The sequence below is a fragment of the Brochothrix thermosphacta DSM 20171 = FSL F6-1036 genome, from assembly GCF_036884295.1.
In the GTDB taxonomy this organism is placed as follows: domain Bacteria; phylum Bacillota; class Bacilli; order Lactobacillales; family Listeriaceae; genus Brochothrix; species Brochothrix thermosphacta.
On sequence record NZ_CP145608.1, the window covers coordinates 1,711,246 to 1,734,954 of the forward strand.

A 23,709-nucleotide genomic window follows, 5' to 3' on the forward strand; every position below is an offset into this window, starting at 1 on the left:
ACTTTTTTATTAGATATCTGTTTCACTTTGTTATAGCATTAACTGTTTTTATGCTATACTAATAGTTATCTTTTACAGACAGAAAGGAAGCACAAACATGAGTGAATCTAAGAGTGTTTATGGGGGCCAGGCTGTCATCGAAGGTGTGATGTTTGGTACTGGAAAACACACAGTTACTGCCGTTCGTCACGCGGATGACAGTCTGAGTTATTACTATTTAGAAAGACAATCAAAACCATGGGCGCAAAAATTAAAAAAAGTGCCTCTTATCCGTGGAGTAATTGCTTTGTTAGAATCGACTAAAATCGGTGGACAACATTTAAATTATTCAGCGGAACAACAAGAAGAACCGGAAAAAGAACCAGAAAAGAAACGTTCAAAAATCATTGATACGAGCCTTTATATTGGTATTGCGATATTGGGAGTATTCACCTTCCTCTTCGCTAAATTCGCTTTAACCTTAATCCCTGTTTTTTTAGCAGGTCTTCTACAACCAATTTTCCCTGGACATGCCTTACAAGTTGTCTTAGAAAGTGTTTTCAAACTGATTTTATTGGTTACTTATTTGTTAGCAATTTCACAAACAAAGTTGATAAAAACAGTTTTTCAATATCATGGATCAGAACACAAGGTCATTAATTGTTATGAAAGTGGACAAGAACTCACGGTTGCTAATGTCCAAAAAGCAACGCGTCTACATTATCGCTGTGGTTCAAGTTTTATTTTATTTACAGTGATCATTGGCATGTTTGTTTATTTCTTCTTCCCAACCGATCCATTTTGGTTACGGATATTATCTCGTATTCTTTTAATTCCAGTTGTTATGGGAATTTCTTTCGAAGTATTGCAGGCAACAAATAAATGTCGTAATATTCCTGTTTTAAAGTACTTGGGGTATCCAGGTTTATGGTTACAGCTTCTAACGACAAAAGAACCCACAGATAAACAAGTTGAAGTTGCAATTGCTTCTTTCAAAGCACTACAAGAAATCGAACATACGCCATCTTTATTGGAAACAGATGCTCGTTTCGTGAAAGCGGATCCTTTATTAGCAGGAAAGATTGTCAGTAATTAGTATAATTTAAAAATAAACAGAAATATCTCTTTATTAACAACACAACTATCGCTATAATTAAGAGGTATTGAATTAACTAAGAAGAGGTGTCACTATTGAAATTCTTGATTACACTATTGGTGGTTATTGCCGCTATTGTTCTTTACCAACTCTATTTTGTTGTTCGCGCACGACGTATTGTTACGCGCTTAACAGAAGATGAATTCAAACAAGGGTATCGTAAAGCTCAATTAATTGATGTTCGTGAACAACGTGAATTTGACGCAGGACATATTCTAGGTGCTCGTAACATTCCTTTTTCACAATTCCGTCAACGTTCTAATGAACTTCGTACAGATTTACCAATCTACATTTATTGCCAAGGTTCTGCTCGTAGCAACCGTTTCGCTATCAAAATGGCGAAAAAAGGTGCAAAAGATATCTACCAACTTAAAGGTGGTTATCAAGGGTGGAAAGGTAAAACAAAAGCAAAATAAGGCAGTTATCACTTTATTTATTTAAAAAGACTATTTCCATCAAATGGGAATAGTCTTTTTTTGTTTTTTACATCTACTCATAATAAAAGTGAGACATCTTTTTTCCAATTCATTTCATCTTCGTACTCACTAAGATAGCTATTTTATCTCTCCTGAGATGAAAAATGCCCCCACTCTTGCATGATACACAAGAACGGGGGTTATGTTTATTCGATATTCTTAATGATAGGTTGCTTCCCACATCTTCTCACGTACTGCTGTTTCAGCATCAGTAATTGTGATGGTATTGAGTTTCTCTGAGACGGCTTGCTTCACAACAGCTGTTGCTACTGCTAACGATGCGTGTTGTAAATCAGCTACTTTCGGCAATAGCGGTGCACCTACAACACTCGTATCAACTAAATTAGCTACGGCATTCGCTGCAGCACTAAGCATTCCCATTGTAATTCGTTCTGCCTGACAAACGACAGCTCCTAATCCTAACCCTGGGTACAATAACGCATTGTTAGCTTGTCCAATTGTGTAAGTCACACCTTTGTAGTCAACAGGTGCAAACGGACTGCCTGTCACTACGAGGGCTTGTCCATTAGTCCACTTGATAATGTCTTCTGGTTTAGCTTCAGATAAGCGGGTTGGGTTTGATAACGGAATAATGGCGGGTTGTTCTGATACCTCAGCCATTGCTCTGACAACATCTTCTGTAAAGGCACCTGTAACACCTGATGCACCAATTAACATGGTGGGTTTAAGTTGTTTAATAACTGCGACTAAATCTGTCGTATCAAGGTCACCTAATTCTGAACGTTCATGTGCAAACTGTTTTTGCCCGTCTGTTAAATCCTCATGCTCAGTTGTCACAAGGCCAAAACGATCATAAATAAAGAGTTGCTGTTTAATCACGGCTTCATCTTGCCCACTTTGGCGTGACATTTCATCTAAGAGTTGTGTTGCGACACCAATCCCTGCTGTTCCACCACCAAAAATGAGAATGCGTTGTGATGGTAGTTTGATGTTTGCTGCTTTTGAGGCAGACACAGCGGCTGCTACAACCATAATTCCTGTGCCTTGTATATCGTCATTAAATGTTAAATAATCGTTGCGATATTTTTCTAAGATACGTGCTGCATTTTCACGACCAAAATCTTCCCAGTGCAACAATACATTCGGATAATTTGTTGTCATTGTTTGCACAATTGTTTCAATAAACGTATCAAAACGTTCGCCACGCACTCGCTCATGACGATTACCCAGATAAAACGGGTCATTAATTAATGCCTCGTTGTTTGTCCCAACATCCAATACGACAGGTAATACTTCAGCAGGGTTCACTTTTGCTGCCACTGTATAGACAGCTAGTTTACCAATGGCAATATTCACACCATTAATTCCCCAGTCTCCAATTCCAAGTACGCCTTCACCATCGGTAATGACAATCATTTTTATATGAGGGTTTTCAGAGGCACGCTGTTTTACAATTCGTTGAATTACGGACGTTGAATCGTTGATTGATAAAAATAACGCATCCTTTGGTGATGTGTAATCTTCATTGTATCGAATGACAGCATCGCCAATCGTAGGCGTGTAAATAACAGGTAACATTTCCGTGACATGTGCGCCAATTAAATGATAAAACAACACACGGTTTGTATCATATAACCCCATTAAAAAGAGGTGTTGACTCATCGCATCCGCTTTCGCTAAAAATTGTTGATAGGCCTGTTCACTTTGTTGCTCAATTGTTTGAATGGCTGGTGGCAATAAACCTTCCAAACCGTATGTTTCACGTTCTGCTTTTGTAAAAGCTGTTCCTTTATTGGTCATGGCATTGTTTAATCGAGTTAACGCGTCCATAAGTCATCTCCTTTAGTCGAATACGGTTAGCTAAGGCTCCGCTTCTATTACAACTATATTATACCTCAAAACGAACGAAGCTTGAAGAACGAGTCTTCTATACTTACTTTTCTAGCTGATATAATTCAGGACGACGATCTGCAAAAATAGGAATACGTCCCCGAGCTTCTGCTACCTGCTCTAAATCTAAGTTTGCACTTAAGAAACGTTCTTCGGCATCTGCTTCTGCAATAATCTCTCCCCAAGGGTTAACTATTAAAGAATGTCCAGCAAAAATATTTTCTGGATTGTTACCACAAACATTGATACCAACTACAAAACATTGGTTTTCAATTGCGCGGGCTTGTAACAAGGTACGCCAATGATGCAGTCGAGGCTCTGGCCATTGTGCGGGCACATACAATACGTGCGCTCCTTTTAACGCATGATGTCTTTGCCACTCACTGAAGCGTAAATCGTAACAAATAGCGCTGCTTTGCTTAATGCCATCCAGTTCAAAAAGATGTTCCATTCTACCAGCGGTTAGATACTTATCTTCAGCCATCAAACCAAACAAATGTACCTTATCGTACTGGCTCAATAATTTGCCTGTGCGATCATACACGTACGTTCGATTGTAAAATTCCCCCTCTTCTTTTACTGCAACTGAACCACCAATAATATTCACTTTTAACTGTTCTGCGAGTTTCGACAATAAGTATTGGGTTTCTTTACCCTTTTCATCGGCAATTGTTGCTAATTCTGTTAAGGCATAACCAGTGTTCCACATTTCAGGTAATATTATCACATCAGTTCCAGTTTGAGCCGCAGTTTTTATTTTTGTAGCAACGTTTTTAAAATTGGTCTTTGGGTCTCCAAAAGCAACTGACATCTGTATACACGTTATTTCCATCCGTTTTTCCCCCTCGATTTGTTCATTCTTTTATTATAACGCATTTTCCGATTATGCTATAGACAGAAAATTCCGATAGCTGTAAAATAGAACTCATTACAGTGAGAGAAAGGTGACCTTAATGAAATTATCCCAACGTATGAAAAAACTTCCACCGCAATTTTTTGCAACGCTTGTTCGTAATGTCAACTTAGCGAAAGCTGAAGGTCGCGATATTATTAATCTCGGTCAAGGAAATCCTGACCAACCAACGCCTCCCCATATCGTAGCAAAATTACAGGAAAGTGCCGCTTTACCTAAAAATCATGGTTACGGTCCTTTTACTGGCCTGGATACATTCAAAGCTGCTGTCGCAACATTTTACCAGCGTGAATATAATGTAACACTAGATCCAACATCAGAAGTCGCAATTATATTCGGTAGTAAAACAGGTTTAGTTGAATTGCCACTTTGTTTAATGGATCCTGGCGATGCCATGCTTTTACCTGACCCTGGTTATCCTGACTACCTTAGTGGACCAGCTTTATTTGACACAGAAATCATTTCAATGCCTCTAGAAGAAAAAAATGACTTTTTACCCGATTACACAAGACTTATTGAAGCTGATAAAAAACGTGCGGAGTGGCTTTACTTAAATTATCCTAACAATCCGACTGGCGCAATCGCAACACCGGCATTTTTTGCTGAAACAGTTGCTTTAGCGAAAAAACACACGATTGGCGTACTTCATGATTTTGCCTATGGCGCGATTGGGTTTGATGGCGTAAAACCTCCTAGTTTTCTCGAAACACCTGGCGCTAAAGAGGTCGGGATAGAACTTTATACCTTATCTAAAACATATAATATGGCTGGTTGGCGTGTTGGGTTTGCAGTTGGAAATGCCACTGCAATCGAAGCAATCAACCTTGTACAAGATCATTTATTTGTCAGTCTCTTTCCTGCTATTCAAGAAGCAGCAATCGAAGCTTTATTGGGTGATCAGCAAAATGTGACGGATTTAGTCGCACGTTATGAAAAACGCCGCAATGCTTTAATAAGTGGTTGCCAAGCTATCGGTTGGGAGGTTGCGGCTCCTCAGGGTTCTTTTTTTGCTTGGTTACCGGTTCCAAACGGCTATACAAGCACTGACTTCACAGCGCTATTACTTAATGAAGCAGATGTTGCAGTAGCCGATGGTAGTGGTTTTGGTACATATGGCGAAGGTTATATTCGCGTGAGTTTATTAATTGATGAAAAACGTATCGCTGAAGCACTGACACGAATTGCAGCCTTACATTTATTCGATTAAATTATTTGAGTTTATTGCTTTTTTGCGTTTTAATGAGTGTAAGTAGTGGATTAAAAAGGGGTTGATTAACATGCCATTACTCGCATTTGATGGCGAGTGTCTACTCTGCCATTCGTTTATCCGTGTCTTGTTACGGCTTGATCGCAAAGAAATGTTTCAACTTACTTCTATCGATTCCGACTATTTTAAAGAACGTATAAAAAAACAGCCTGTTGATGTAACCATTGATAGCGTTATTCTGTTTAGCGATACTTCTGTCTACTATGAATCAACGGCTATTATCGAAACATTAAGACAGCTACCGTTCATCGGTCGATTGGCGCCATTAGGTTATCTTATTCCCAAAGGTAGACGTGATAAGCTTTATCGATTGATTGCGAAACATCGTAAAAAAAAGACATTACCTCTCGTTTGTCCACTGGTTCCTTTAGAGTGGCGACATCGTATTAAATAAAAAAACCGTCTCTTTTCCAACACAATTGTGCGGATAAGAGACGGTTTTACTTATGTTTATTTAGCAGTATACAAACGCATATGTTCTTTCATACCCACTAACTTAATGGGTGCTTGATCTAATTTTTCATCGATACTGTAGTCAGAACCATCTGTCGGTAAAGTCGCTTTAAATAGTTCCTCATATTCTGGAATACTTAAGCGTTTACGTTGTGCCAGTTGTTCAGTATGCGCCGCTGTATATAATTGATTAGCGAAACCTTCAACGAGTGTCGCACTGAAAAATTCTGCAACAGCTCCTGATCCATAACTGAACAAGCCTAAACGTGAACCTTCTGTTAACGTCGTTTGATGTTCAAGGAGAGACATTAATCCAAGATAAAGTGAGCCCGTATAAATATTACCAATTTGTCGACTGTATTTTGTGCTTAATTGATAATAGTTTAACAGTTCCGCTTGTTTTTCTTCATCAACGGTAGTTATGATCGTATCCAATGCTTTTTTGCCCATTTTTGTATAAGGTAAATGGAAACATAATGCTTCAAAATCAGCAAGAGATAATCCTGTTTTTTCGGTGTAAGTTGCCCACATTTCCTCAAAGAAATGAACATACTGTTCAGTCGAATATTTGCCTTGAACAACAGCTGTTTCAGAATAAAGAGGACGCCAAAAATCCATAATATCTTCTGTCATGTAAACATTGTCATTATTAAATGCTAAACAACGTGGATTAGCAGTGACTAACATCGCTACTGCCCCTGCGCCTTGCGTTGGTTCACCTGGTGTTGATAAGCCATAACGCGCAATATCTGATCCGATCACCAATGCTTTTTTATCAGGATGCGCTGCGACGTGATTTTGCGCATAACTTAATCCTGCTGTCGCTGCATAACATGCCTCTTTAAATTCAATTGCACGCGCATGTTTAGGTAAACCTAACAAACGATGAATATACACTGCCCCTGCTTTCGAGTGATCGATGCCTGACTCTGAGGCAAAAATGACCAAATCAATCGCCGCGATATCTTCTGGTGTTAATAGGTTAAGCGCTGCATTTGCTCCCATTGTTACTGCATCTTGGCTTAATGGGGCGAAGCCCATTTGATCTTGCCCAATACCAATTGTAAACTTGTTGGGATCAATTTCACGCGCTTCCGCTAATTCGACCATATCGACATAAAAGGCTGGCGTGTAAAAACTCATTTTATCAATACCTATTTTCATTGTGGACACCTTTTTCTTAGTTTATTTTTTGTTTGTGAGTATGTCCTTAGTCTATTAAAAATTCGACTTAAAAACAACTGATTTGAGCGTTTTTCCTGAATATTCTTTATTATTCTCTCTAAATGTCACAAATTTTGTAAGCGGTAACGTAAAATACACCCTTTTCTTTCGTATTATTGTTTTAAAATGCTATAATAACAGGGCAATTACTACGTATTACAAAAGGAGACTTCCCATGAAAGATATTGTTATTGTTAGCACTGCTCGTTCACCTATTGGAAAATTTGGCGGTATGTTTAAAGACGTTTCTGCTGTTGAACTTGGTTCAAATGTAATCAAAACGGCATTACAACGCGCAAACATTTCTCCTGAGAGTGTTGATCAAGTTATATTCGGCAACGTTTTACAAGCCGGACTTGGTCAAAATCCTGCACGACAAGCCGCAATACACGCCGGCATCCCTCATTCTGCACCTGCGATGACGGTTAATGAAGTATGTGGTTCTGGGCTCAAAGCTGTCATTCTTGGTCGACAAGCGATTCAATTAGGCGAAGCAACAACTGTTGTTGTTGGCGGTACTGAAAATATGACGCGAGCACCCTTATTGCTCAATCGTTATGACAAAGAGGCTTTTGCACCTGAAAAATTAACTGATAGTATGTTTTTTGATGGTTTAACAGATGCGTTTGGCCATTATGCGATGGGCATCACTGCTGAAAATGCAGCAGATCACCATCATATTACACGTGAGCAGCAAGATTTATTTGCTTACGAATCACAACAAAAAGCAGCAAAGGCACAGCAAGAAGGCCTTTTTGATAAAGAAATATCACCTGTTACCTTGGCAGATGGAACGGTTGTCACACGTGATGAATCCATTCGACCACAAACAACTTTAGAAAAATTGAGTACCTTGAAGACTGTCTTCAAACGTGAGGGCTCAGTGACAGCCGGTAACTCTTCAACGATTAATGACGGTGCTTCAGCACTCGTATTAATGGATAAAGAAACAGCGATTGCACAAAACATTCCTTACCTTGCAACGATTAAAGCCTCTGCTGAAATTGGCATGGATCCTGCAATGATGGGATACGCGCCCTTTTATGCAGTGAATGCCTTATTAGAAAAAGCTGACCTTTCAATTGAAAAAATTGATTTATTTGAATTAAATGAAGCTTTTGCAGCACAATCATTAGCCGTTGTTACAGATTTGAAAATTCCTGCTAATAAAATAAATATCAATGGTGGTGCAATCGCTTTAGGCCATCCAATTGGTGCTTCTGGCGCACGTATTTTGACAACATTGATTACCAATCTTGAACAAACAAATACACACACAGGTATTGCTGGTCTTTGTGTTGGTGGCGGTATCGGCCTTGCCCTTCTCGTTACACGCGATTAAATGACAAAAACGAGGTGAATACTATGGCAAAATTTTATCAACAGTCACTCGCTGAACGTCACGCGACATTAATAGCAGAACAACGCCTTACAGCAACACAAATTGAGCAACTTAAAGCTGCGGCTATTATTGCCCCTGAGGTTGCAGACAGTATGATTGAAAATCAAATTGGACAATTTCCGTTACCACTAGGACTTGCTTTCAACTTTCTTATCGATGAAACATCTTATGTTGTTCCAATGGTAACTGAAGAACCTTCTGTCATTGCAGCAAGTAGTAATGCTGCAAAAATCGTGCAAGCCAATGGCGGTTTTACAACAACTATTCAAGAACGTGCCATGATTGGACAACTCATTTTCACTGATGTATCCGATTACGAAGCGGCTATCTTATTAGTTCAAGAAAAAGAAGCGGCACTCATCGAGATTGCCAATACTGCTCAGCCATCACTTGTAAAACGTGGAGGTGGCCTCCGTCGCATAGAGACACGCATCATTACGGATGATGATCATCAACCCGCTTATTTCACGGTACACCTTGTAGTTGACGTTCAAGAGGCAATGGGCGCCAATATGATGAACACTATCCTCGAAGCGACGGCTACACCGCTTAAAGAATGGTTGGACAGCGCTGTTTTAATGCAAATACTGAGTAATTTTGCAGACACCTCTTTGGTTACTGCAACTTGCCGTATTGAGCCACACACTTTAACAACCACTCGTTTTGAAGGAGAATGGTTGGCAAAACGCATTGCAGAAGCTACTCGGTATGCGCACCTCGACCCTTACCGTGCAGCAACGCATAACAAAGGCATTATGAATGGTGTTGACGCTGTCGTGCTGGCTAGCGGGAATGACACACGTGCAATTGAAGCGGGAGCTCATGCCTTTGCTGTGAGAGATGGACGTTACCGTGGCTTATCAGACTGGAAGGTTGCAGAAAATGGCGATTTAGTGGGACAACTCACTCTACCGTTACCCGTTGGTTCAGTTGGCGGTGCAATCAGTGTCTTGCCCTTGGCACAATTAACACAACAAATTTTAGGTATCTCAACAGCTAATAAACTGGCGCGTGTGATTGTATCAGTCGGGCTTGCTCAAAATTTAGCGGCTTTAAAAGCGTTGGTGTCTGAAGGGATTCAAAAAGGGCATATGTCCTTACAAGTTAAATCGTTAGCCCTTTCTGCTGGTGCTACTGAAAGTGAATTACCATTAGTTGTTGCTGCATTATTAGAAAATAAACAATTAAATTTAGAAAATGCGCATACGATTATTGCACAACTTCGCCAAAACTAAAAAATCACGTCCCCAGAAAGGGACGTGATTTTTTGTGCTCTTACAAATAAAAACTAACAATTACTAATAAACTGGCGCTAAAACTGATGACTCCCCACTCAAAATGTCGCATACGTAATTCTCCTACACATACTACAATGGTAATAATAAGAAATAGAATCAACCATCCCACAGGATAATTAAGTCCAAAGCCATCGTGCACCACATCTATTAGAAAAAGAGAAAATAACAGTAAGTAGGTCACGGCTAAAAAGCCTTTTAATTTTGTCATCGTGCACCTCTTCTATGAATATCTGTTATTTTATCCTTCATAATTTAAATAACTTTAGTCTTTTAATGTTAGTCTAATGGCCATACAATTTGTGGTTTACGCGCTGCCATTGCTTCATCTAAACGATGAATATAAGTTGTATGGGGTGCTTCTTGAATAATTTCTGGGTTCTCTTCTGCTTCTTTCGCAATTTGAATCATGATGTCACAGAAGTTATCTAAGGTTTCTTTTGATTCGGTTTCGGTCGGTTCAATCATCAACGCTTCTTCCACAATTAATGGGAAGTATGTTGTAGGTGGATGAATACCAAAATCAAGTAGACGTTTCGCAATATCTAATGTGCGGACACCTAATAATTTTTGGCGACGTCCACTTAACACAAACTCATGTTGACACGGTCCTTCAAATGGTAAATCATAGTGTGGTTTCAAACGTGCCATAATGTAGTTAGCGTTTAAAACAGCATTTTCAGTGACTAATTTCAAACCGATAGGTCCCATTGTACGAATGTAAGTATACGCACGTACATTAATGCCAAAGTTACCATAAAATGGTTTCACGCGTCCGATAGATTGTGGACGATTGTATTCAAATACAAATTTATCTGCTTTCTTAAGCAGTACAGGTTTAGGTAAGAACGGAATCAAGTCGGCTTTAACACCTACAGGTCCAGAACCTGGTCCACCACCACCATGCGGTCCAGTGAATGTTTTATGCAAGTTCAAGTGAACCACATCAAAGCCCATGTCACCAGGACGTACTTTACTCATAACAGCGTTTAAGTTCGCACCATCATAATAAACTTTACCGCCTACTTCGTGAATAACGTCAGCAATTTTGACAATATCTTCTTCGAACAAACCAAGCGTATTCGGATTTGTTAACATCAATGCCGCTGTCGTATGATCAACCACACGACGAAGGTCATCCACATCGACCATACCTTTATCATTCGATTTAACGGTGATGACTTCGAATCCGGCAACTGCTGCAGAAGCTGGGTTCGTTCCATGTGCAGAATCAGGGATGATCACTTTGGTCCTTTGTGTATCTCCATTAGCAAGATGGAAAGCACGAATTAACATCAAGCCTGTCCACTCACCGTGTGCACCAGCGGCTGTTTGTAAGGTCACTTCATCCATACCCGTAATTTCTTTCAAGCTCTCTTGTAAATTATACATTAATTCCATTGCACCTTGAACTGTGTTTTCAGGCTGAAGCGGATGAACATGGGCAAAACCATCTAGTCTTGCAGTCACTTCATTCACCTTTGGGTTGTATTTCATCGTACATGAACCAAGTGGATAAAAACCTGAATCGACGCCATGGTTATGGTTTGATAAGCGCGTATAATGACGAATTAAATCTAATTCGGCAAGTTCTGGCAATTCCGCAGGTGTTTGGCGGATGTTTTCTTCACCAAGAATACTTGTAATATCAACAGTTGGCACATCAAGCGGCGGTAAACTATAGCTAATGCGGCCGGCTTTTGTTTGTTCAAAAATTAACGGTAACGTTTCAGTTGTCATTATTTAGCCACCTCCAAAACTTTGATAAAACGATCAATTTCTGTTTTTGGAATTACTTCTGTTACAGCAATTAACATTTGATTATCTTTTCCAGCATAATCACGGCCTAAATCATAACCACCGATAAAGCCTTCTTCAATCAACAAATCCTGTAAATCTGATACTGGTTTTGAAAATTCAACCACAAATTCATTAAATTGACGTGTGCCATAAGTCACATTAAAACCTTTTTCAGCAAACTGTTGACGTGCATATTGAGCCTTTTGGAAATTCAATGTTGCTGTTTCAACAAGGCCGTTTTTACCCAATGATGCCATTGCAATACTTGAAGCTAGAGCATTTAAAGCTTGATTTGAGCAGATGTTTGATGTCGCTTTATCACGACGAATATGTTGCTCACGCGCTTGTAACGTTAATACAAAACCACGTTTACCATTTTCATCTGCCGTTTGACCCACCAAACGACCTGGTACTTTACGCATTAATTTTTTAGTCACAGCGAAGTAACCACAGTGCGGTCCACCAAAGGCTTCCGAAATACCGAACACTTGCGTATCACCCACAACAATATCAGCGCCAACTGCACCAGGTGGTGTTAATAGACCTAACGCTAATGGATTAGATGAGGTGATAAGTAACGAATTGTTATCATGCGCTAAGTCCGCAAATACCTTTATGGGTTCTACTTGTCCTAAGAAGTTAGGGTACTGAACGATGACAGCTGCAGTATCATCCGTTAACAACGGTTTAAGTGCTTCTACATCTGTAATCCCATCTTGACTTGGTGCAATAACAACATCCACACCACGTCCTTCACAATACGATTTTACAACGGCTTGGTATTCAGGATGAACAAGTTCACTCATGACAATTTGCGAACGTTTTTTCACGCCTGCAGCCAGTGCAGCTGCCTCACCAAGAGAAGTCCCTCCATCGTACATTGACGAATTGGCAATATCCATACCGGTAATGCGTGCGACCATCGTTTGAAATTCAAAGATTGCTTGTAATTCGCCTTGAGAAATTTCAGGCTGATAAGGTGTATACGCTGTGTAAAATTCAGAACGTGAAATCATGCTATCAACGACGGCCGGAATTGCATGCGTATAAACACCTGCCCCAAGAAATGACGTATGGGTTGTTGTCGTTACATTTTTAGAAGCAAGACGTGATAACTCACGTACCAAACTATTTTCATCTGCGGCGGCTGGTATTTTCAAATCACCTTCAAAACGAACACTCTTTGGAATAGGTGAAAATAATGCCTCAACATCAGGGACACCTATTGTATCCAACATTTCTTTTTTATCAGTCTCTGTAAGAGGTAAATAACGGTATTGGTTCATTTTCTCTCCTCCTTAACGGCTACGTTTATAAAACGTTTTAGGTACTTTAACAGCATTTAACAAGCGTTTTCGTACTTGAATTTCAAATGTTTCTTCTTTGAAAACATCATGGTTGACCAATGCTAACGCAATGCTCTTTCCTAATGTTGGTGATTGTGTCCCAGTAGTAACTACACCCACTTCAACTCCATCTTTCAACACAGGATAACCATGTCGCGGCACACCTTTATCAACTAATTCTAAACCGATAATACGACGCATTTTACCTGTAGCTTTTTGATCAATCAATGCTTGCTGACCAATAAATTGAGGCTCTTTATCTAATTTGACTGCAAAACCTAAGCCTGCTTCTAGAGGTGAAATTGTTTCAGAAATTTCTTGCCCATATAATGATAAGGCAGCTTCAAAACGAAGTGTGTCTCGAGCCCCTAAACCAATCGGTTTCACATCATCTAATCGTGCAAAAAATTGCCATAACTCTAAGGCAGCTTCACTATTCATATATATTTCAAAACCATCTTCCCCTGTATATCCTGTGCGTGACACAATCACTTGATGACCTTCAATCATAACGTTCCCATCAAAATAAAATGGTTTCATATCATCAATAGGACGATCTGCATAACGTTGGACAATCGCTACTGCATGAGGCCCTTGGATTGCTATTTGTCCATATTCATCTGACACATTCTTTACTGTTACGTCAAAAGCATCAGCATGACTAGCTAACCATTGATAATCCTTTTCTGTGTTTGACGCATTCACAACTAGTAAATAATTTGTTTCTGAATGACGATAAACAATTAAATCATCTACACAACCACCATCTTCATAACACATAATGTTATATTGAGCTTGATTATCAGACATTTTACTTAGATCATTTGATAACAATTTTTGCAAGAAAGGTAGTGCATCATTGCCTCTTACTGTAATTTCACCCATGTGAGAAACATCAAAAAGCCCCGCAGCTTCACGCACTGCTTGATGTTCTTCTTTTATCCCACTAAATTGGACAGGTAATTCCCATCCTCCAAAATCAATTGTTTTGCCGCCAAATTCACTATAACCCGCAAAAATCGGCGTGTGTTTTAACTCACTCATGGCTATGTCCCCTTTCAAAAGTTGCTTATTCTTCGCACAGAACAAAAACAAGGACGCACAAAAAAACTGTGCGTCCCTGTTTTCCTGATCTTACATCAGAATTTCAGAGGCGTAACACGCATCGATCCTTTTGCCTGAGAGTTTCATGAGGATTCATTTGCCCCTTCGGCGATGCTTGCGCATTCTCTCGCGATACGTTATTCCACTAAAAGTATTTCTAACACTTCAATAATACCATATTCATAATTGTTCGACAATACTTAACATTTAGTTAATTCAGCAAATATTAAACGCTTACTATTTATTAAAAGTGAACATTTGAGGTAGTTTGTCTGTTTAAAGTTCGCTTTTTAGATAAAAAGGACATTATTTGTACATGTCGAATAGGTAAGTTAACAAAATACCGAGGAGGTCGTCTTATCGATATCGCCAAAATCTGTAACAATCTAATTACAATGGCCTTAAAAAACAAGTACAGCGATATTCATTTCACTCCTAAAACGACCCATTACGCGCTTTATTTCCGCTCAAATGGAACACTTTCTTTTTTACAGAAGCTTTCACTTGAAATTTCTGAGCGTTGCATTACCTTTTTAAAATATAATAGTGGTCTTGATATTGGTGAACAACAACTTCCACAAAGCGGTCGTTATGAGTGGCCAGAGCTGACCGGAGTTTCAATTCGCATTTCTGTCATCCCTAATTATCGCTCATTGCCTTCATTAGTACTGCGATGTGTGTCACCTGTTCATCAATTACCACTTGCACTTTTTCAATATCAGGAAGCAAAATTAAAAGATTTAATCGCTCAGAAAAGTGGCTTACTACTTTTCAGCGGTGCAGTCGGAAGTGGTAAAACAGCAACGATATACAGCTTGTTAGAATATATCTCCCAAAAACCCTATAAAAATATCTTAACCATTGAAGACCCTGTTGAAATCCCCTCGCCTTTTCTCACTCAGTTTCAAATCAATCAAACTGCCGGCTTTTCTTTTGACGTTGCCTTACGCGCTACTTTACGACATGACCCTGACATCCTAATGATTGGTGAAATACGCGATAGTGAAACAGCTAAAATGGCGCTTCGGATGGCCTTGACGGGTCATCTTGTCGTCGCAACCATTCACTCCTCTCATTCACTTGGTGTTCTTTATCGTTTAAAAAACCTTGGATTACCACCAACAGATTTAAAACAAGCTTTACTCGCTATTATTTCCCAAAAATTTGTCCCGATACAACACCACTTGGTACAACGCGCACTAATTTATGAAATACTCACAAAACCTGGGTTAACTTCTGAAATTTTATCCAATCGGCTCACCTTTAACGCTTTATACCAGAAGGGAGTTCTGTATGGCGTTATTCCAAAAACAACGGACAAAAAAATTCCAAGCGCTTTTTCTCCAACAGCTGAGTGATTTGCTGCATAACGGTTTAGCACTGGATCACGCCTTAGCTTTTCTCACACGTATCCATCCGCAACAAGCTATTTTCTTTGCTAGTTTAAAAAAAGAACTCACAAACGGCGCCAGCTTTGATCGGTGTTTAGATACATTACATTTCCCGGCTATTATCTGCTCACAGTTACACTTTGCCCAAACGCATTTACAATTTACCGAAACGCTCAAAAACTGTGCCGAGGGGTTAAATTTCCAATTGCAACAAACACAATTTATTCGCCGCTTCATCCAATATCCTGCCGTTCTTTTTGTGCTACTTAGCGGTGTTATTTTAGTTTTACAAGCCTTTGTCGTCCCACAGATTGAAATGTTGTTCATACACACAAATGCGCCGCCTCCTGCAATTTTTAACCTTTTAAAATATGCCCATTTTTGGTTATTAGGTTCTGTGTGCATCACATTGCTTCTTATCTTTTTTTTCAAACAATGGCTTCAACAAAAAAACGCCTATCAACGTGCACTATTTTGGTGTCGCTTTCCTCTAACACGCAGACTCATGCCTTATTATTACACTCATTTATTTGCCCGTGAATTTGCACTACTTATCAAAAGCGGCCTCTCATTACAAAAAATCCTGAAGCTGAGCAGTACTTCACATTATGGATTATTCAACCACATTGCGCGTCACATCAATGACGGCTTATTACAAGGGCTTCCTTTTGCCACACTTTTAAAAAATCACCCCTTGTTCCTACCCTTACTAGCAATTGTCATCCAACACGGGGAAGCAAGCGGCTTTTTGTCACAGGAACTAATGGCCTGCCATCGTTATTGTGAACAACTCCTCAAACAACGGTTGCAGAAAATTGTCGGTTTAATTCAACCCTTGTTATTACTGTTAGTGGGCGGTTGTATTATTATCATTTACCTGAGTATCATGTTGCCATTATTCGAAACAATTGAATATATTTAAAATGTAAAAAAAACGTTTGCCTTAGCCCCTGTTTCTCGGCTAATATGCAGACGTTTATTTTTTTAACAACTGATTCATTTCTTTGAGTCCTTTTTTTATTTCTGTGTGATATTTTTTAGTCAATTCAGATTGTGCTGTTCGTTCAATCCGAGCAAGAGATACAATACCTACAATAATAAGTGAACATAATAAAATACACCCAATAGCATAAACATAAACAAAACCGTTACTGTTTCTTTTACGTTTTGATCTCATATAAGCCACGCCCTTGCTTAACCAAAAACCAATGAATCGTTGTTTTCTTTTTTTCAAAATAACTATCTTTAGAAAAGATATCATGCAACAAAGTAATATTTCCACCGTTAGTTGCTTTTAACATTAACTTATCATTTTTCAATGTGAAAGTAAGCGTCTCAGTATTTTCAAGTTGCCATTTCATCGTTTTTGCAGATAAATCAATTTTTTTAACCGCTTGTTTTTCTGTTTGTAAATAGAGCACTAGCATGTGCCATTCCATATCTGCTTGTCGTTGTAACCACCGTTCATGAACTTGTGTAATGCCAAACATTACGCTTACTGCCACCTTTAAAAAAACGGGCAATAATATTAATGCTATCAGACATTCAACGAGTGTGAAGCCATTCTTTTTCAACTTTTTGCTCTGTTCCTGTCCATCGTACTGTTCCATTTTCCACCTCGATTTGCCATTGCGCGCCTATTTTATTTATCTGCCAACGATAATCCTGTTTATCAATTTGCATCACTCCTTTAGATTCAGTTGCTTCCCCTAATTGTTGCAACATAACTGCTAAAAGCTGATTATCCACTTTCACGTCATTCAAACTACGTTCACTGATGACAAATAATCCAACAAACATGCTGGCACATAAGATAATCAATACGAGCGCAAACAACTGTTCAATCAATAGGAAACCGTTCTGTTTTTTCAATGCGTATTCGCCCCCATTTAATATGCATTATTAGTCGATAAGTGAAATAGTTATCCTCAAAAACAAGTGTATTAAACTGATTAACTTCGCCGTTTGAATTATAGTGATAACGTTGCTTTGCCACTTTTACTTTTAAATCACTGTACTGTTCTGCAAAAATATTTTCTTCTGCCGATACGACTCTTTGTTCTTGTTTCACTAAATCATAAAACACAAACATATCACGCTGATCAGTGAGTGCTTTTATCTGAGCATACTGATGGTGTAATATACTGCGTTTCAATGAAAATTGCGCTGACATTTGCGAACGTATTTGTTCACCTCCATGGATTGTATAACCAACCATCATCGTTACAATCACCAACACTACTAAAACCTCCAACAACGTCATTCCTTGCCTACTTAATACTGACATTCCCATTAGTTGAGATGATAATTTCACGTTGATCTGCACACTGATTTTGTCCCACTTTTAAATAGCCACGTGCTATTAGTTGTTCCATCGTAGGAACGTTTCCATCATCCATTTGATATGCCATCACCTGATTTTCAATCATTTGACGTTGTGCCTCACACCCCTTACCTTGTGCAGATTCAGTGTGTTGCATAACATTTGGGAGTATCAATAATAACAATGCTGAAATAATAATTAACACAATTAACATCTCAATGAGTGTAAACCCATTCTTTTTTCTACGCATCTCTCCTCCTCCTCTCCCTTCTTATTATTGTTCTTGCCGCACTAATAGCTCTCCTTTCAATCGGCTAAGTTTGAAATTTGCGGCCTCTACCTCATTTATAAGCACCTCTTTGCGAACAAAAAAACTCACCCAAGTTGGGTGAGTTTTAGAGTAGATTATTTCTTTTTACGAATCATATCGCCCGGACTCACTGGTTGTGAAACGGGCATATAAACGGGCATCATCGCATTGGGCGCTCGGTCAATCACTTCGTTATCTTCATTGCGCATACTTGTAATGATTTGTGAAAAGTGTTTGAATCCTGGGCCATAAAACTCGACTTCGTCTTCTACACTAAAGGCATTTCGTTGTTGCACAGTTGCTATTTTAGTTTGTTCATCATAGGCTAACACTTGTCCTACAAAGGCATAGACCGGTATCTTACGACGCGGTCCAAACAACTGCTCGTTTTCTGATGGTCGTTGGTAATAAAACCCACTGGCTAATTCACGCTGTGCCACTTTCCATAATTCATCAATCCATTCTTGCTTACAGATATAATTTTCCGGATCTGCCATATAACTATCAACAGCCGCTTTGTAAACATTAGATACGGTTGATACATAATGAATTGATTTCATTCGTCCTTCAATTTTGAAACTGTTCACTCCATTTTGAATCAGATCAGGAATGTGTTCAATCATCGCCATATCGACTGAACTCATTGAAAAGGGTTCAACCTCAGTTCCTTGTGAGGTTAATGAACGTCTCTCTCCTGCCATTGGTAAATCAAATAAATCATATTTCCAACGACACGATTGCGAACAACCACCACGATTAGCATCACGTTTCGACATATGGTTTGATAAAACGCAACGACCTGAATAAGAAATACACATGGCACCATGAATAAATGCCTCAATTTCAAAATCCGTGTTTTCACGCATCTTCGCTATTTCTTCCATTGATACTTCACGTGCTAAAACAACACGCTCTAACCCTTCATCTTGCCAATAATTCAACGTCTCATAGTTAGTCGCTGAGGCTTGAGTTGATAAATGGACAGGTAACCCTGGCGCATCTGTAATACAAATTTCAATCAAAGCAGGATCCGATACAATCACAGCTGAAATCCCAATATCACGTAATTCTCTAAAAAAAGCGCCCGCTCCAGCAGCATCACCTTCGTGCGTGACCATATTGGCAGCAACATATACTTTTGCTTGATGTTCTTTGGCGTATGCAACACCTTCACGCATTTCATCGTAGGTGAAGTTTCCAGCACGAGAACGTAAGCCATAGGCCTCTCCACCAATATAAACAGCATCTGCACCATAATGAATAGCTGTTTTTAATTTTTCTAATGTTCCTGCGGGTGCTAAAACCTCAGGTCTAATCAATTCTTTTTTCATACTGACACACTCCTATTTCACTTCTTCGGGATCCATTAAGAAGAATCCAGTATCGATGCTACGTTCTTGTGGATGTAATACCTGCAATTGGCTATCAAATTCAACTAAATGTTGTTCAGTTAATTCGCCTTTTTCTAGCAGTTTTTTCACACCAACGAATAATTCTGCAATTGCTACAAAAGCTGATTCTGATACAAACAAACCGTCTAATTTCCACGATGTAATATTGATGGCGCTTAAACGATCCATATAGCCCATCAAATTGACATCATGATTCGCAAAAATATGCGTACCATTCACGTCTTCATAAATTGAATACTGTGTATCTTTTTTACGCGGCTCTGAGATAAACAACCCTCGTTCTTTACCAACTGATTCATCTGTCTTAACGTAATTAAGATAATTTTGAATGAGCGGTCGTCGCGATTGATGAATACAAGCAGCACCATAGACTAAAAATGTCGCAGGAACTTCTAATGCTGGTGTTAGTTTAACAAGTTCTTCGTATGGGACTTCATGAGCCAACATACCACCCACAGCTCCACGTTTTGCCCAAAAATTAATTTGGCGTGCACTTACTACCATTGTTTGTGCATCATAAATATAAGGTAGCGCGTATTCAGGTTGCTTCATTACCTGAAAAACACCAGGGTCTCCTGCCATAATTTCATCTACACCGATTTTCTTTAAAAAGGCTAGATAATCAGGAATCGCTTCCATTTGCTGATTATGCATCAAACTATTAACCATTACACAAACTTTCGCATCATATGTATGCGCTAACTTCACTAATTGTTCTTGTTCTATTCGATTGAATGACTGCCCTAATCGTAAACCAAATTGATCTTCCCCAAATAAAAGTTTATTCACACCGGCTTTTAACAACGCCTCAGCTTGTTCCAACGATTTAATCGTTGTGCTGATTTCTATCATATTCAGTTCCTCCTCGAGTTACAGCTTCTACTTGTTCAGTTTAACAAAATGCCTTCCTTTCAAACAGAGTAATAACCAGAATAGCATAAAAAAAGTAGTAATTGTGACTATATTTTGTACATATATTACCCTAAATACAAAAAAAAGCTTATTTTCGTCGCGAGCGACAAAAACAAACTTTTTATAACTTTAATTTTTAATCATTTAGAAGATTAGACTTCTGTTAACACTAATGAAGCGGCACCGATCATACCTGCATCATTGCCTAATGTTGCTAATGAAATTTTCGTACTGTGTTTCACTGTGCTGAAAACATTTTTTTCAAACTCATCGCGAACAGGATCTAAAAGAATATCGCCTGCTGCTGAAACACCACCACCGATAACAATGCATGCTGGATTTAAAATATTACCAATATGACTTAAGGCAAAACCGAGGGCAGATGACACATAAGCTACAACTTCTTCTGCAAAAGGATCATACCCTTTTGCTGCATCAAATACATCTTTTGCTGATACTCGATTGTTCAATAAGACATCATCGCGTAATTTTGAGTTTGCTTTTGATGTGGGGGCTTTATGGCGTGCAACATGCATAACGCCTGTTGCAGAAGCAATTGTTTCTAAACAGCCACTTTTACCACACGTACAAGCAAAGCCATTTTCACGCGCAACAGTGACATGTCCAATTTCGCCACCTGCTCCTGCAACACCACGAACGATACGGTTATTCGCAATAACACCACCACCAACACCTGTACCAAGTGTCACAAAAACAACGTCTGGTTCACCGCCACCCGCACCTTTCCATGCTTCACCTAATGCTGCAACGTTTGCATCATTGTCTAAAAAGACCGGTAAACCTGTTAGTGCTTGAAGCGACTTACTGATTGGCTGCACAGTTGTCCAATTAAGGTTGAATGCATTAACAACCGTTCCATCCGTATAATTGATTGAACCAGGCGTTCCCATTCCAATACCTGTGATATCACTTTTAGAGAGCTTTAATTCTGCCAGTTTCTCATTTAATGAATAGGCGATATCACCGACGATATGTGAGCCTGCGTCACTAATATTTGTTTTAATGGACCATTTTTCTTCAATCTCACCTTTAGTACTTACCACTGCAAATTTAACGGATGTCCCACCGACATCAATACCTATTAATTTTTTAACCATACGCCTATTCCCCCATTTTCTTCTTCACGCAAGGCACCAAGTAGTACCAGTCGTGCAGATGCATATTCTTTTGAATCAATTAGCTTATGGTCCCATAATTCTGTCACTTCAGCCAACATCATTTGTAAGCTAGCTGTGCGGTTACCGACATAAATAAAGGCACCAAATTTTTTCAATAGTTGTTGGACATCGTAAACGTTATTCATTGCTAAACACTCCTCACCTTATTTGGCTGTGCGCAATTTATCATACAGATCCTTATATGAGGCGACATTACTTTGTTCACTTGCTTTTTTAGCTGCAGAAGTCGCTTGTTTTAACTGACCTTCTGCTTGATAGGCTAATGCAAGGTTATAATACGCTTCTGGAAACTGTGGTTCTTTCTCAATTGCCGCTTGATAATTTACAATTGCCGCTGTGGTTTGATTTTCTTTCAACAATAGATTCCCCGCAAAAAAATCGCTTACATTATCATTATAGTTATTTTTTTGCATTACGCCAATGACTTTTTTTGCTTCAGCTGTTTTACCATGTTCCATATAATTGACTACAACTGAGTTTCCCGTGTCAGGGTTAGTGCTTTGATTCACATTGCGGAACCCGAGCATGATGAAAAATCCGATAATCACTAGGGTAATTAGTGTATATCCCCAGCGTTTCCAATCAAAGTATTGGCCTTTAATCGCCACGATATAGGCAGCTAATAAACCACCAATTAAACCACCGATATGGGCATATTGATCAACACTTGAGACCACAAAACCGTAAACCAAGTTAATACCTAAAAGTAATAATACATTGACACCTAGCGTTTTCCAGTAAATTTGTGGTTTTTTAATAATAAGGTACAACAAAGCACCGAACAAACCAAAAATTGCACCACTTGCACCGGCAGATAAACTGTCAGAGTATACAAAACTTGCTATAACACCTGTTAAACCAGAGACAAAATAGATGATGAGGAAGCGCCAGCCTCCAAATATTTTTTCAACCATCGTCCCTAGAATAAAGAGCGATACCATATTCATCAACAAATGTGTCATTCCAATGTGTATAAACGCCGGTGTAATAAAACGCCACCATTCACCTGCAACAATCAATTCATTAACTTTCGCGCCAAACAAAGCTAATACATACGTATTTGTGCTTCCGCCCATTAAAGTCATCGCTAAAAATACTAACGCATTCATTGCAATTAACACATACGTCCATAAGAATTGATCTTTCCATGTTTTCTTCACAGGCGCTTTTACATTGACACTCATATGCGTCACCATGTTCATTTTCAATTTTTCAATTTCCATTTGTGTTTGCGCTTCAATGGGTAATAGTTCCTTACTTCCAAAAACAAAAACATCACTTAACTTATCGATATCTTCTTTTTGTGTATCCGTTGCAATCACATAGTTATTTACTAAAATCGCTTTATCTTTGCTTTCCTTCTGATAATTATAGGCGCCACTTTCACCTAAAGGTTTTTCAGATAAATAGATATTCGTCAATTGCAATTTTGGACGATTCAATTCTTTGCGGAATTGATTCATCACATTAACCATTTGCTCAAAATCACGTTCAACAAGCACTTTCCAAGTGACGTCTCTTTGTGAGATTCGAATAATTGGGTTTTGTTTATTTTTCTGATTTTCAAGCCATACTTCTAATTCTTCCTCATTAAAATGAATAATTCGATAGCCCTCATCAATAACTAAATGGGATGTGGTATACCAAAAAAGATACTCTACTGATATTTTCACTGTTATTCAAACACTCACTTTCTTATCTAAACTCTCAACAGTATCATACCAAAAAATCGCCCTTTATACCAAAACATCCATTCCAAACAAACACTTTTCTAAGAATTAACTTTCTTTTTTTATACACAGTCGTAACAGTAGCTTATATTTATACATGAAAAAGTTGTTTTAACTAATATTTATACATTTTTAACTTGCATGTTAATCGCCTAAGCGTTATGAT

25 protein-coding genes and 1 riboswitch are annotated in these 23,709 nt (G+C 38.8%); of the genes, 8 read left to right on the forward strand and 17 right to left on the reverse strand.

Annotated elements, in window-relative coordinates; all coding sequences use genetic code 11:
* The first annotated feature begins 97 nt into the window (after positions 1 to 97).
* Both V6S17_RS08645 and V6S17_RS08650 read left to right on the forward strand, forming a co-directional pair.
* Complete coding sequence (locus V6S17_RS08645; protein ID WP_051536006.1) at positions 98 to 1,075, forward strand: DUF1385 domain-containing protein; 978 nt, start codon at positions 98 to 100, stop codon at positions 1,073 to 1,075.
* A 95-nt stretch (positions 1,076 to 1,170) separates the two neighbouring features.
* Positions 1,171 to 1,551 (forward strand): rhodanese-like domain-containing protein, encoded by a 381-nt coding sequence (locus V6S17_RS08650; protein WP_227001961.1) that lies wholly within the window; start codon positions 1,171 to 1,173, stop codon positions 1,549 to 1,551.
* A 219-nt stretch (positions 1,552 to 1,770) separates the two neighbouring features.
* Here V6S17_RS08650 and V6S17_RS08655 read toward each other — a convergent pair whose 3' ends face one another.
* Positions 1,771 to 3,402 (reverse strand): NAD-dependent malic enzyme, encoded by a 1,632-nt coding sequence (locus V6S17_RS08655; protein WP_036027608.1) that lies wholly within the window; start codon positions 3,400 to 3,402, stop codon positions 1,771 to 1,773.
* Between the two features lie 103 nt (positions 3,403 to 3,505).
* Positions 3,506 to 4,294 (reverse strand): carbon-nitrogen family hydrolase, encoded by a 789-nt coding sequence (locus V6S17_RS08660; RefSeq protein WP_029092253.1) that lies wholly within the window; start codon positions 4,292 to 4,294, stop codon positions 3,506 to 3,508.
* 121 nt (positions 4,295 to 4,415) lie between these two features.
* On the opposite strand from V6S17_RS08660, the gene V6S17_RS08665 reads away from it, so the two are divergent.
* Together V6S17_RS08665 and V6S17_RS08670 are read left to right on the forward strand one after the other, a co-directional pair.
* Positions 4,416 to 5,582, forward strand: a complete 1,167-nt coding sequence (locus V6S17_RS08665; protein WP_029092254.1) for a pyridoxal phosphate-dependent aminotransferase — start codon at positions 4,416 to 4,418, stop codon at positions 5,580 to 5,582.
* 70 nt (positions 5,583 to 5,652) lie between these two features.
* A complete protein-coding gene (locus tag V6S17_RS08670) occupies positions 5,653 to 6,036 on the forward strand; it encodes a thiol-disulfide oxidoreductase DCC family protein (RefSeq protein WP_029092255.1) in 384 nt (127 codons plus the stop codon).
* A 56-nt stretch (positions 6,037 to 6,092) separates the two neighbouring features.
* Here the strand turns inward: V6S17_RS08670 and V6S17_RS08675 are convergent, their stop codons facing one another.
* The gene (locus V6S17_RS08675; RefSeq protein ID WP_029092256.1) at positions 6,093 to 7,259 is read right to left on the reverse strand and encodes a hydroxymethylglutaryl-CoA synthase; all 1,167 of its coding nucleotides are present in this window, start codon (positions 7,257 to 7,259) and stop codon (positions 6,093 to 6,095) included.
* 235 nt (positions 7,260 to 7,494) lie between these two features.
* Here V6S17_RS08675 and V6S17_RS08680 point away from each other — a divergent pair, with 235 nt between their 5' ends.
* The gene (locus V6S17_RS08680) at positions 7,495 to 8,661 is read left to right on the forward strand and encodes a thiolase family protein (RefSeq protein WP_029092257.1); all 1,167 of its coding nucleotides are present in this window, start codon (positions 7,495 to 7,497) and stop codon (positions 8,659 to 8,661) included.
* Between the two features lie 23 nt (positions 8,662 to 8,684).
* Entirely contained in the window at positions 8,685 to 9,956 is a 1,272-nt protein-coding gene (locus V6S17_RS08685) for a hydroxymethylglutaryl-CoA reductase, degradative (RefSeq protein WP_036027609.1), read from the forward strand.
* Between the two features lie 40 nt (positions 9,957 to 9,996).
* Here V6S17_RS08685 and V6S17_RS08690 read toward each other — a convergent pair whose 3' ends face one another.
* The 4 genes from V6S17_RS08690 to gcvT all read right to left on the reverse strand — a co-directional run bounded on the left by V6S17_RS08690 (position 9,997) and on the right by gcvT (position 14,206).
* Positions 9,997 to 10,227 carry a hypothetical protein gene (locus tag V6S17_RS08690; protein WP_029092259.1) on the reverse strand — a complete coding sequence of 77 codons (231 nt, stop codon included), beginning with the start codon at positions 10,225 to 10,227 and terminating at the stop codon, positions 9,997 to 9,999.
* A 68-nt stretch (positions 10,228 to 10,295) separates the two neighbouring features.
* Positions 10,296 to 11,756 (reverse strand): aminomethyl-transferring glycine dehydrogenase subunit GcvPB, encoded by a 1,461-nt coding sequence (gcvPB, locus tag V6S17_RS08695; RefSeq protein WP_029092260.1) that lies wholly within the window; start codon positions 11,754 to 11,756, stop codon positions 10,296 to 10,298.
* Complete coding sequence (gcvPA, locus tag V6S17_RS08700; RefSeq protein ID WP_029092261.1) at positions 11,756 to 13,102, reverse strand: aminomethyl-transferring glycine dehydrogenase subunit GcvPA; 1,347 nt, start codon at positions 13,100 to 13,102, stop codon at positions 11,756 to 11,758. Before gcvPA ends, gcvPB begins: the two co-directional genes overlap by 1 nt.
* A gap of 12 nt (positions 13,103 to 13,114) precedes the next feature.
* Positions 13,115 to 14,206 (reverse strand): glycine cleavage system aminomethyltransferase GcvT, encoded by a 1,092-nt coding sequence (gene gcvT / locus V6S17_RS08705; protein ID WP_029092262.1) that lies wholly within the window; start codon positions 14,204 to 14,206, stop codon positions 13,115 to 13,117.
* Positions 14,207 to 14,318: 112 nt separating this feature from the next.
* Positions 14,319 to 14,408, reverse strand: a riboswitch (glycine riboswitch).
* 253 nt (positions 14,409 to 14,661) lie between these two features.
* Here gcvT and V6S17_RS08710 point away from each other — a divergent pair.
* The gene (locus tag V6S17_RS08710) at positions 14,662 to 15,624 is read left to right on the forward strand and encodes an ATPase, T2SS/T4P/T4SS family (RefSeq protein ID WP_051536007.1); all 963 of its coding nucleotides are present in this window, start codon (positions 14,662 to 14,664) and stop codon (positions 15,622 to 15,624) included.
* Complete coding sequence (comGB, locus tag V6S17_RS08715; protein ID WP_029092263.1) at positions 15,560 to 16,579, forward strand: competence type IV pilus assembly protein ComGB; 1,020 nt, start codon at positions 15,560 to 15,562, stop codon at positions 16,577 to 16,579. The genes V6S17_RS08710 and comGB overlap by 65 nt, the downstream gene beginning before the upstream one ends.
* 54 nt (positions 16,580 to 16,633) lie before the next feature.
* On the opposite strand, the gene V6S17_RS08720 is transcribed toward comGB, so the two are convergent.
* From V6S17_RS08720 to V6S17_RS08765, 10 genes are all read right to left on the reverse strand, one after another.
* A complete protein-coding gene (locus tag V6S17_RS08720; protein WP_029092264.1) occupies positions 16,634 to 16,834 on the reverse strand; it encodes a hypothetical protein in 201 nt (66 codons plus the stop codon).
* Positions 16,818 to 17,267 (reverse strand): prepilin-type N-terminal cleavage/methylation domain-containing protein, encoded by a 450-nt coding sequence (locus tag V6S17_RS08725; RefSeq protein ID WP_080712961.1) that lies wholly within the window; start codon positions 17,265 to 17,267, stop codon positions 16,818 to 16,820. The genes V6S17_RS08720 and V6S17_RS08725 overlap by 17 nt, the downstream gene beginning before the upstream one ends.
* Entirely contained in the window at positions 17,203 to 17,529 is a 327-nt protein-coding gene (locus V6S17_RS08730) for a type II secretion system protein (RefSeq protein ID WP_029092266.1), read from the reverse strand. The genes V6S17_RS08725 and V6S17_RS08730 overlap by 65 nt, the downstream gene beginning before the upstream one ends.
* Complete coding sequence (locus V6S17_RS08735; RefSeq protein ID WP_080712962.1) at positions 17,498 to 17,950, reverse strand: prepilin-type N-terminal cleavage/methylation domain-containing protein; 453 nt, start codon at positions 17,948 to 17,950, stop codon at positions 17,498 to 17,500. Before V6S17_RS08735 ends, V6S17_RS08730 begins: the two co-directional genes overlap by 32 nt.
* Positions 17,928 to 18,230 (reverse strand): competence type IV pilus major pilin ComGC, encoded by a 303-nt coding sequence (comGC, locus tag V6S17_RS08740; protein ID WP_029092268.1) that lies wholly within the window; start codon positions 18,228 to 18,230, stop codon positions 17,928 to 17,930. Before comGC ends, V6S17_RS08735 begins: the two co-directional genes overlap by 23 nt.
* Before the next feature lie 155 nt (positions 18,231 to 18,385).
* Positions 18,386 to 19,621: a peptidase U32 family protein gene (locus tag V6S17_RS08745; protein ID WP_029092269.1), complete on the reverse strand. Its 1,236-nt coding sequence runs from the start codon at positions 19,619 to 19,621 to the stop codon at positions 18,386 to 18,388.
* A gap of 12 nt (positions 19,622 to 19,633) precedes the next feature.
* A complete protein-coding gene (locus V6S17_RS08750; RefSeq protein ID WP_029092270.1) occupies positions 19,634 to 20,554 on the reverse strand; it encodes a peptidase U32 family protein in 921 nt (306 codons plus the stop codon).
* A 212-nt stretch (positions 20,555 to 20,766) separates the two neighbouring features.
* Positions 20,767 to 21,732, reverse strand: coding sequence for an ROK family glucokinase (locus V6S17_RS08755; protein ID WP_029092271.1), 966 nt, complete (start codon positions 21,730 to 21,732; stop codon positions 20,767 to 20,769).
* On the reverse strand, positions 21,717 to 21,938 hold the full coding sequence (locus tag V6S17_RS08760) for a YqgQ family protein (protein WP_029092272.1): 222 nt from the start codon (positions 21,936 to 21,938) through the stop codon (positions 21,717 to 21,719). The genes V6S17_RS08755 and V6S17_RS08760 overlap by 16 nt, the downstream gene beginning before the upstream one ends.
* An 18-nt stretch (positions 21,939 to 21,956) precedes the next feature.
* Positions 21,957 to 23,486, reverse strand: coding sequence for a rhomboid family intramembrane serine protease (locus tag V6S17_RS08765; protein ID WP_029092273.1), 1,530 nt, complete (start codon positions 23,484 to 23,486; stop codon positions 21,957 to 21,959).
* Between the last annotated feature and the right edge of the window lie 223 nt (positions 23,487 to 23,709).

Coding starts and splice junctions, on each gene's coding strand:
- V6S17_RS08745 (WP_029092269.1), bottom strand. CDS start 19,621: ATGAAAAAAGAATTGATTAGACCTGAGGTTTTAGCACCCGCAGGAACA.
- V6S17_RS08755 (WP_029092271.1), bottom strand. CDS start 21,732: ATGGTTAAAAAATTAATAGGTATTGATGTCGGTGGGACATCCGTTAAA.
- V6S17_RS08685 (WP_036027609.1), top strand. CDS start 8,685: ATGGCAAAATTTTATCAACAGTCACTCGCTGAACGTCACGCGACATTA.
- comGB (WP_029092263.1), top strand. CDS start 15,560: ATGGCGTTATTCCAAAAACAACGGACAAAAAAATTCCAAGCGCTTTTT.
- V6S17_RS08720 (WP_029092264.1), bottom strand. CDS start 16,834: ATGAGATCAAAACGTAAAAGAAACAGTAACGGTTTTGTTTATGTTTAT.
- V6S17_RS08710 (WP_051536007.1), top strand. CDS start 14,662: ATGGCCTTAAAAAACAAGTACAGCGATATTCATTTCACTCCTAAAACG.
- V6S17_RS08760 (WP_029092272.1), bottom strand. CDS start 21,938: ATGAATAACGTTTACGATGTCCAACAACTATTGAAAAAATTTGGTGCC.
- gcvPA (WP_029092261.1), bottom strand. CDS start 13,102: ATGAACCAATACCGTTATTTACCTCTTACAGAGACTGATAAAAAAGAA.
- V6S17_RS08670 (WP_029092255.1), top strand. CDS start 5,653: ATGCCATTACTCGCATTTGATGGCGAGTGTCTACTCTGCCATTCGTTT.
- V6S17_RS08645 (WP_051536006.1), top strand. CDS start 98: ATGAGTGAATCTAAGAGTGTTTATGGGGGCCAGGCTGTCATCGAAGGT.
- comGC (WP_029092268.1), bottom strand. CDS start 18,230: ATGCGTAGAAAAAAGAATGGGTTTACACTCATTGAGATGTTAATTGTG.
- V6S17_RS08725 (WP_080712961.1), bottom strand. CDS start 17,267: ATGGAACAGTACGATGGACAGGAACAGAGCAAAAAGTTGAAAAAGAAT.
- V6S17_RS08655 (WP_036027608.1), bottom strand. CDS start 3,402: ATGGACGCGTTAACTCGATTAAACAATGCCATGACCAATAAAGGAACA.
- V6S17_RS08665 (WP_029092254.1), top strand. CDS start 4,416: ATGAAATTATCCCAACGTATGAAAAAACTTCCACCGCAATTTTTTGCA.
- V6S17_RS08735 (WP_080712962.1), bottom strand. CDS start 17,950: ATGGGAATGTCAGTATTAAGTAGGCAAGGAATGACGTTGTTGGAGGTT.
- V6S17_RS08750 (WP_029092270.1), bottom strand. CDS start 20,554: ATGATAGAAATCAGCACAACGATTAAATCGTTGGAACAAGCTGAGGCG.
- V6S17_RS08675 (WP_029092256.1), bottom strand. CDS start 7,259: ATGAAAATAGGTATTGATAAAATGAGTTTTTACACGCCAGCCTTTTAT.
- V6S17_RS08690 (WP_029092259.1), bottom strand. CDS start 10,227: ATGACAAAATTAAAAGGCTTTTTAGCCGTGACCTACTTACTGTTATTT.
- V6S17_RS08660 (WP_029092253.1), bottom strand. CDS start 4,294: ATGGAAATAACGTGTATACAGATGTCAGTTGCTTTTGGAGACCCAAAG.
- gcvT (WP_029092262.1), bottom strand. CDS start 14,206: ATGAGTGAGTTAAAACACACGCCGATTTTTGCGGGTTATAGTGAATTT.
- gcvPB (WP_029092260.1), bottom strand. CDS start 11,756: ATGACAACTGAAACGTTACCGTTAATTTTTGAACAAACAAAAGCCGGC.
- V6S17_RS08680 (WP_029092257.1), top strand. CDS start 7,495: ATGAAAGATATTGTTATTGTTAGCACTGCTCGTTCACCTATTGGAAAA.